This window comes from Levilactobacillus koreensis JCM 16448 (genome assembly GCF_001435525.1).
Taxonomy (GTDB): Bacteria; Bacillota; Bacilli; order Lactobacillales; family Lactobacillaceae; genus Levilactobacillus; species Levilactobacillus koreensis.
The window spans coordinates 23,600-30,206 of the sequence record NZ_AZDP01000120.1 but is presented as its reverse complement, the minus strand read 5'-3'; the positions used below and the strand labels follow the sequence as shown (position 1 = coordinate 30,206).

Annotated in this window: 5 protein-coding genes and 1 other annotated feature; all 5 genes read right to left on the bottom strand. The window is 46.6% G+C overall.

Annotation, left to right across the window (positions count from 1 at the left end; translation table 11 throughout):
- Positions 1 to 478: 478 nt before the first annotated feature.
- The gene (locus FC99_RS12205) at positions 479 to 1,210 is read right to left on the bottom strand and encodes a helix-turn-helix transcriptional regulator (RefSeq protein ID WP_048734515.1); all 732 of its coding nucleotides are present in this window, start codon (positions 1,208 to 1,210) and stop codon (positions 479 to 481) included.
- 438 nt (positions 1,211 to 1,648) lie between these two features.
- The gene (gene sdaAA, locus FC99_RS12200; protein WP_048734512.1) at positions 1,649 to 2,539 is read right to left on the bottom strand and encodes an L-serine ammonia-lyase, iron-sulfur-dependent, subunit alpha; all 891 of its coding nucleotides are present in this window, start codon (positions 2,537 to 2,539) and stop codon (positions 1,649 to 1,651) included.
- Between the two features lie 12 nt (positions 2,540 to 2,551).
- Complete coding sequence (sdaAB, locus tag FC99_RS12195; protein ID WP_048734509.1) at positions 2,552 to 3,205, bottom strand: L-serine ammonia-lyase, iron-sulfur-dependent subunit beta; 654 nt, start codon at positions 3,203 to 3,205, stop codon at positions 2,552 to 2,554.
- Positions 3,206 to 3,247: 42 nt separating this feature from the next.
- Positions 3,248 to 4,297: a PTS sugar transporter subunit IIC gene (locus FC99_RS12190; protein ID WP_048734506.1), complete on the bottom strand. Its 1,050-nt coding sequence runs from the start codon at positions 4,295 to 4,297 to the stop codon at positions 3,248 to 3,250.
- A gap of 320 nt (positions 4,298 to 4,617) precedes the next feature.
- Entirely contained in the window at positions 4,618 to 5,889 is a 1,272-nt protein-coding gene (gene serS, locus FC99_RS12185; protein WP_048734505.1) for a serine--tRNA ligase, read from the bottom strand.
- A 59-nt stretch (positions 5,890 to 5,948) separates the two neighbouring features.
- Positions 5,949 to 6,155 (bottom strand) — a binding site (T-box leader).
- Positions 6,156 to 6,607 lie beyond the last annotated feature (452 nt).

Sequence of the window (6,607 nt, the reverse complement as noted above, 5' to 3'; positions counted from 1 at the left end):
CCCGTGCTGTAAGCTGGCTGATGAATCGCCAGCCAACACCACCTCCACGGCTGGCTGCATCCCTGTCCTCCTCCGGCTCTGATTGTGTTCTATCATGACAACAGTAGAAAACGTGGAGACTTAGCGCTTTCGGTCCAATCGATAACGACGGTTACAGTCACTATTCTCCATCGCCTAAGAATCCTGTGTAAGCCGAGAGGCCGGCAGATATGGGCTCAGGCGCGTCGTTCTGCTTGGTCGGCGTTTCTTGCCGGCTTAGCAGAAAACCAACCTTGTAGACTCGGTTCTTTCGAGGCTTCAAGTTGTGTTCGCCCCGATCCAGCCCATATCTGCCGGCCGGTAAGGCGAAGGGCCCACCAGGTTGCCTAGTTTTAGTCTCACTGTTGTTGCTAGAGCAGGCATGACTGGTCTTTCAACCTTTGGTCAATGAGCATTAACCGCCTTCTATCTCACTCTCTTTTGTCAGTCCTACTTCAATTTAATCCTGTAATTCTTCGTCCTTAACGATCTGCAGATACCGGTAGACACTTGGGTCTGATACCTTGATGACCTTAGCCACTTCACTGACGGAATCCTTCAGGAGGAAGTAACCTTGATGGTAGAGATTGCGGACGATCTCTAACTTATCATCGCGCTTCAAGTAGTCGACCGAAATCCCGTACCGGGCACAAACACCTTGAGTAACTTCCTTAGCCAAGTCGCCGATTGAAGTCGTCAAATGTTCCGACTCAATACTGTTAGCGCTAACAGTTTCGCGTTTGTCAGTAGACGGCACCTTGGTCTTGTAGATGGTTGGCGAATCCAGATGCTTATAATTCGTGAGTACCTTGATGACCTGCTGTTGCAAGTTATCTAAATCACTATCATCCGTATTGATACAAATCATGCCGACTACTTCGCCGTGTTGCCGCAAGAAGAACGTCGAGGAGCGTAACGTATTGTCGCCATGCGAAACGCCCTTGTAATTTGCAAGGTAATCACGCTTCTCAGCTGTCCCAGCCTTCATCGTGCGTAAGGCTAAATCAGTTGCTGGATCGCCGACTTTCCGGTGAGAAATATGCGAATTTCGGATGGCCACAACAGAGTGGTTTAAATCCAAGAGATCATTCAAAACAACCTCACTGTTTGGACCCAAAATGTCGGCTAGAAAGTCAACGAACGGAATAAATTCGCGAACGTATTCTTGATCTTCAGTTAATTTCTGTTGCATTTTAAAACCACCCTCTAAATCTTAGACACGATTTATTGCTAATCACCTGATAATAATATTTTATCACAATAAGAATGTCTTTGGAAGCGTTTTGTTCACCCCATTAGCAAAATTTGTAACTAATCAGTCGAATTCTATAAATGCCCGTCATACCTGGTATGATAGCGTCACCAAGTTGTAGGACTCCTTAATGGTGACCTCCCCTAATTCAAAACTGATATATCAGAAAATAAACAAGTTAGGAGTCCTGTCACCAAAATTTATCACCCTCACAACCAAATTGCGCTAGACTACCGCTTGCTGCTTGTATGATAGTTCACTTGAAACTTCAGTCGTATTTAGCCTCAGAAACATCACCTGTGCGGCCAACCTAGACAATCTAATCTACAAAAAAGTGACCACAGTGAATTTCCGTGGCCACTTCCGTTTCAATTTCAATTAAGCTTTTGCTCGTGATTTACCGAAGATCTTTTCCTTCATTCGGATACCAGTTGGCGTTGCGGCCAAGCCACCTAAACCAGTTTCCCGTAAGGCTTTAGGCAGGCCCTTACCCACTTTATCCATAGCGGCAATGACTTCATCCGCTGGGATCTTGTTGGTTAAGCCAGCCAAGGCCATGTCGGCAGCAATCATGGCGTTCCCCACACCGATTGCGTTCCGTTTAACACAAGGTAATTCGACTAAACCAGCAACGGGGTCACAAACTAATCCCATTAAGTTACTGATCGCCATTGCTAAGGCTTCAGAGCATTGGTCTGGGGTCCCGCCAGCGATTTCTACCGCAGCGGCAGCTCCCATGGCCGAGGCACTCCCAACTTCAGCTTGGCAACCACCGGTAGCCCCGGCGATTCCAGCGTTGTTGGCAATGACCATTCCGAAGGCCCCAGCCGTGAACAGGAACTGAATCATTTGTTCGCGGGTCAAATTCAACCGGTCACGCAACGTGAAGATCACGCCAGGTAAGGTCCCAGTTGAACCGGCAGTTGGTGTGGCACACACCACTCCCATGGAGGCATTGACTTCATTGGTTGAAATGGCGTTTTGAACGGCCTGCATCATGATATCCCCGGAAAGGGTCTTGCCGGTTGCCCGGTAATCTCTGAGTTTGACCGCTTCACCACCAGTTAAGCCAGTCGTCGAGAAGACCCCGTCTCCTTCGGCACCCTTCTTAACGGCTGCTTCCATGACGTCCAGGTTCCGCCCCATCGTCTTGATAATATCTTCACGACTGCTTTGTGAGGTTTCCATTTCCTGTTCGATCATTAATTCGTAGATCGGCTTCTTGGTGGTTTTCGCTGCATCGACTAATTCCGCTACACTCATATACATGATTGCTACCCCCTATAAGTAGACTAACTTGTTATTGTTCTTGACCAATTCATCAATCTCGTGAGCCTTTAACCGGCGATCCAAATCGTACTCATACAGATTACCTTTGCCCGATTGATACTGTTGTTGGTCGTTGACCTTCGTCAAGTTAGCCAGTTGATCCGTCACGTTCTGGTGATCGTCTTCGCCACCCTGAACGAGGAGAATAGGAAGGGGGCCTTTAGGCTTGATGTCAAACCCGTCCATCTTGATTTCACGAATTTCGATGGTCCCCCCACCGATGGAGCAACCCGCAACCGTGATCTGCTTGGAATCATTCTTTAAGTCAATGATGGCAGTGTTGGGGTGATTGATTGGACTATCTTCCGGCTCTTCAATAAAGGTAATGTTAATGCCTTGCTTCTGTGCCAGACCAATCGCGTAAGGAACCCGGCTGTCATCAGGGTCGAACCCTAAGATTCCACTGATGATGGCGTAGTCAGTTCCGTGACCCTTATGCGTTTGGGCAAATGATTCATAGTAGTGAATGACAATGTCGGTTGGCTTATCCTTGAAAATACTGTTTGCGGCCCGGCCAATAGCGCAGGCACCGGCAGTATGTGAACTAGATGGCCCAATCATGATGGGTCCAATAATATCAAAGACACTCTTGTAGTTGACAGTCATTTTAAAGTCCTCCCATTTCAAATGCTAATCCGTAATCGTTTATTAAGCTTCTGCAGCCTTGGTTTCTTCGAGCGCATCGTCCTTGCGAATTTCGGAGACGGTGTGAATCTTGAAGTTTCTGAAGACCCATGAGCCGATGTAAGCCCAGATCGTACTGTTGATAAAGATCAGCACGACGGCGATCAAGACCTTAACAACTGGGTTCATCCCAAAGACAACGATCAATCCAGCCCACGGTGTTGCCATCCCAGTGACGTTGACGACTAAACCAAATGCCGTCACGATGATCCCGTTGATGGCCCCCGCGACCGCGTTAGTCACAAATATCGGGACGGGATTAGCAGAAATAATATCAATTTGCGTTAATGGTTCAATAGTAACGGCAACGGTCGTCGAGTTGTCCCCAAACTTCATCCGTCTAAAGAAGCTTAAGTTCAGGAACGAGTTCCCCGTACAACCTAACGCCCCAATGGCCATTGGTACACCAGTTAAACCGATCAAACTGGTCAGAACCATTGATGAAAGTGGCGTCATCCCAACTAATGGAATAATTGCCCCGAGTACGGCACCCATGACGTATGGATTACCTTGTGTTGCAGTCACTATCGTATCACCAATTGTATGTAAAATCATGAGGACGACCGGTGAAATTAAGCCAGCGACCAAATTAACTAAGATTGGTCCGGTCAAAACGACAACAATCAGGTCTAATCCATCCGTTACTCGTTTTTCAATTTCCTTAATAAGGAAGGAAACCAGATATGCCGCGATAAATGCTGGCAGCAATTTAACTTTTAATAATGAAACCCCTAATAAAATAGCAAAAACTGGGCTGATTCCGAAAGCTAATGGAACTAACGAACCTGCTGCTAGGCCACCCAATGACCCCATGACATCCCCGATTTGTTTAACGAAATCAATGTGGAAAACACCACCAATTGCGTAGCTGAGAAACGCTTGGGGCAGGAAGGTTGCGCAAGCCGCGCCGGACAGTGCGCTAACGGCCTTTTGACCCTTCGGTGCTTTGAAGGTAAATAGTGTCATGACGGCAATCACTGCTAGTAATACCAAGACACCCATTATGATTTCCATGATAGATCCTCCTACTGATACGTAATCTGGTGTTGCTGGCCTCCGCGAGTTCCGGAATTGCTCGTGATATCACATTCTCGCATCTGGAAGCCCTTTCACCTTACGAGAAAAGATTATCATCATTACAAAATTTATTCATTGGAATAAAATGTGATAATTTTCTATCATGATGATTAGATTAGAACACAAAAAGAGTACGATTAGATAGATAATCTAATCGCACTCTTTAAATTCGCTTGTGAGCCTATTATCAAAGGGGTCATCGCCAACTGGATCTTGGTAATTTATCTGACTGATAATAGATTATTCTCATAATAATTTTATTTTATTACTTGTTGACCATGCATGTATTTCTGTAAAACCTCGGGAATCTTAACGGTACCGTCGGCTTGTTGATAATTTTCCAAAATCGCAGCAACCGTCCGGCCAACGGCTAAGCCAGACCCATTCAAGGTGTGGACATAAGCAACGGTGCCATCGGCCTTGCGGTAACGAATCATGGCCCGCCGTGCTTGGAAGTCCAGGCAGTTTGAGCAAGAACTGATTTCCCGGTAGATACCCTGTTCTGGCATCCAAACTTCAACGTCATAGGTCTTGGCGGAAGAGAACCCGGTGTCACCAGTGGACAACTTGATCACGTGGTATGGCAGGTTAAGTTCACGCAACACTTCTTCGGCATTGTCGGTCAACTTTTCCAATTCGGCATATGAGTCTTCTGGTTTGCAGTACTTAACCATTTCGACCTTGTGGAATTGGTGCATCCGGATCAGTCCACGAGTATCACGGCCAGCACTCCCGGCTTCAGAACGGAAGCAAGGGGTCATTGCCGTGAAGTAAGTTGGCAATTGATCTTCACTGAGAATTTCGTCGGCATAGTAGTTAGTCAATGGAACTTCGGCCGTTGGAATCAATGTCATCCCAGTGGATTCAACCGTGTAAACATCTTCCTTAAACTTAGGGAATTGACCGGTCCCAAACATCGTCTTGCCGGTAACCAAGTATGGTGGAATGATTTCGTGGTAGCCTTGCTTTTGCGTATGCAGGTCCAACATGAAGCAGTAAACGGCCCGTTCTAGCAGTGCCCCGGCGTCCTTGTAGTAGACGAAACGGGCACCAGAAACTTTAGCAGCCCGGTCGAAGTCCAGAATTCCCAAGTTTTCCCCAATTTCCCAGTGAGCTTTCGGTTCGAAATCAAACTTAGGAAATTCACCCCAGGTCCGCATTTCAACGTTGCTGGCTTCGTCAGGACCGATGGGAACATCATCGGCTGGCAGGTTCGGGAAACGAACGGCTAAGTAGTGGAGCCGTTCAGCGACTTCTTCTTGTGCCGTTTCGGTACTCTTGATGTCACCATTGATCTTCTTAACGTCGTTGATCAACTTTTGACCGGCTTCGGACTTGGGATCACTCTGGCTGATCTGCTGAGTCAATTGGTTCTTTTGTGCTTTAATTTTTTCAACTTTAGTTAAGGCATCTCGATTTTGTTGGTCGAGTTGGAGATATTCATCCACTTCAGCTGGATCCACTTTCCGTGTCTTCAACTTTTCTTTGACTAATTCTTGATTATTCCGAACAAATTTTGGATCTAACATATGAAAATCCCCTTTGCGAATTAGAATATAAAAACGTCCCATAACCCGGTTAATCCAGGTTATGGGACGTTAGTTTATTAACGTGGTACCACCCAACTTGACACAAAAATGATTGTGTCCTCTGCGAGTATAACGTCTCACCGTGTCTCCTTCGAACGGAAACAAACGCTAAGTGGCGGATTCACTGGCAACTCCCGCTAACTTACACCGACCGTTAGCTCTCTAAGATGAAGCACCCAGTTACTATTCACTATGACTGCGCTTTCATATTACATCCTTAAGGTACTTCTTTTCTGAGAGCTTGTCAATAACTTTTTATCATTATGGTAATCATTTCTCAATTGTTTTAACTTACTAATCCAGCGCGGCGCCGGGGTTCGTCAGTGTTTCTGAGTCCTCTTAAAAGATTACTAAAGGTTGAAAGTTCCAAAATACCAGTCATGTCTGCTCTAGCAACAACAGTGAGACTAAAACTAGGCAACCTGGTAGGCCCTTCGCCTTACCAGCCGGCTTCTCGGCTTACATAGTGTGCGTAGACAACGGAGATAATGACTGAAATAGTCGTTATCGATTGGACCGAAAGCGCTAAGCCTCTATGTCTTCCGACTGCTGTCGCTGTAAGGCACAGTCAGAACCGGAGGAGGATAGGGATGTAGCCGGTCGTGGAGGTGGTGTTAGCTGGCGCTTCAGCCAGCTTACAGCACGGGCGACTTTGGGT

What these genes read in the sequence shown, in the direction of transcription:
- FC99_RS12205 (WP_048734515.1), bottom strand. Translation starts at nt 1,210, where the DNA reads ATGCAACAGAAATTAACTGAAGATCAAGAATACGTTCGCGAATTTATT.
- FC99_RS12190 (WP_048734506.1), bottom strand. Translation starts at nt 4,297, where the DNA reads ATGGAAATCATAATGGGTGTCTTGGTATTACTAGCAGTGATTGCCGTC.
- serS (WP_048734505.1), bottom strand. Translation starts at nt 5,889, where the DNA reads ATGTTAGATCCAAAATTTGTTCGGAATAATCAAGAATTAGTCAAAGAA.
- sdaAB (WP_048734509.1), bottom strand. Translation starts at nt 3,205, where the DNA reads ATGACTGTCAACTACAAGAGTGTCTTTGATATTATTGGACCCATCATG.
- sdaAA (WP_048734512.1), bottom strand. Translation starts at nt 2,539, where the DNA reads ATGTATATGAGTGTAGCGGAATTAGTCGATGCAGCGAAAACCACCAAG.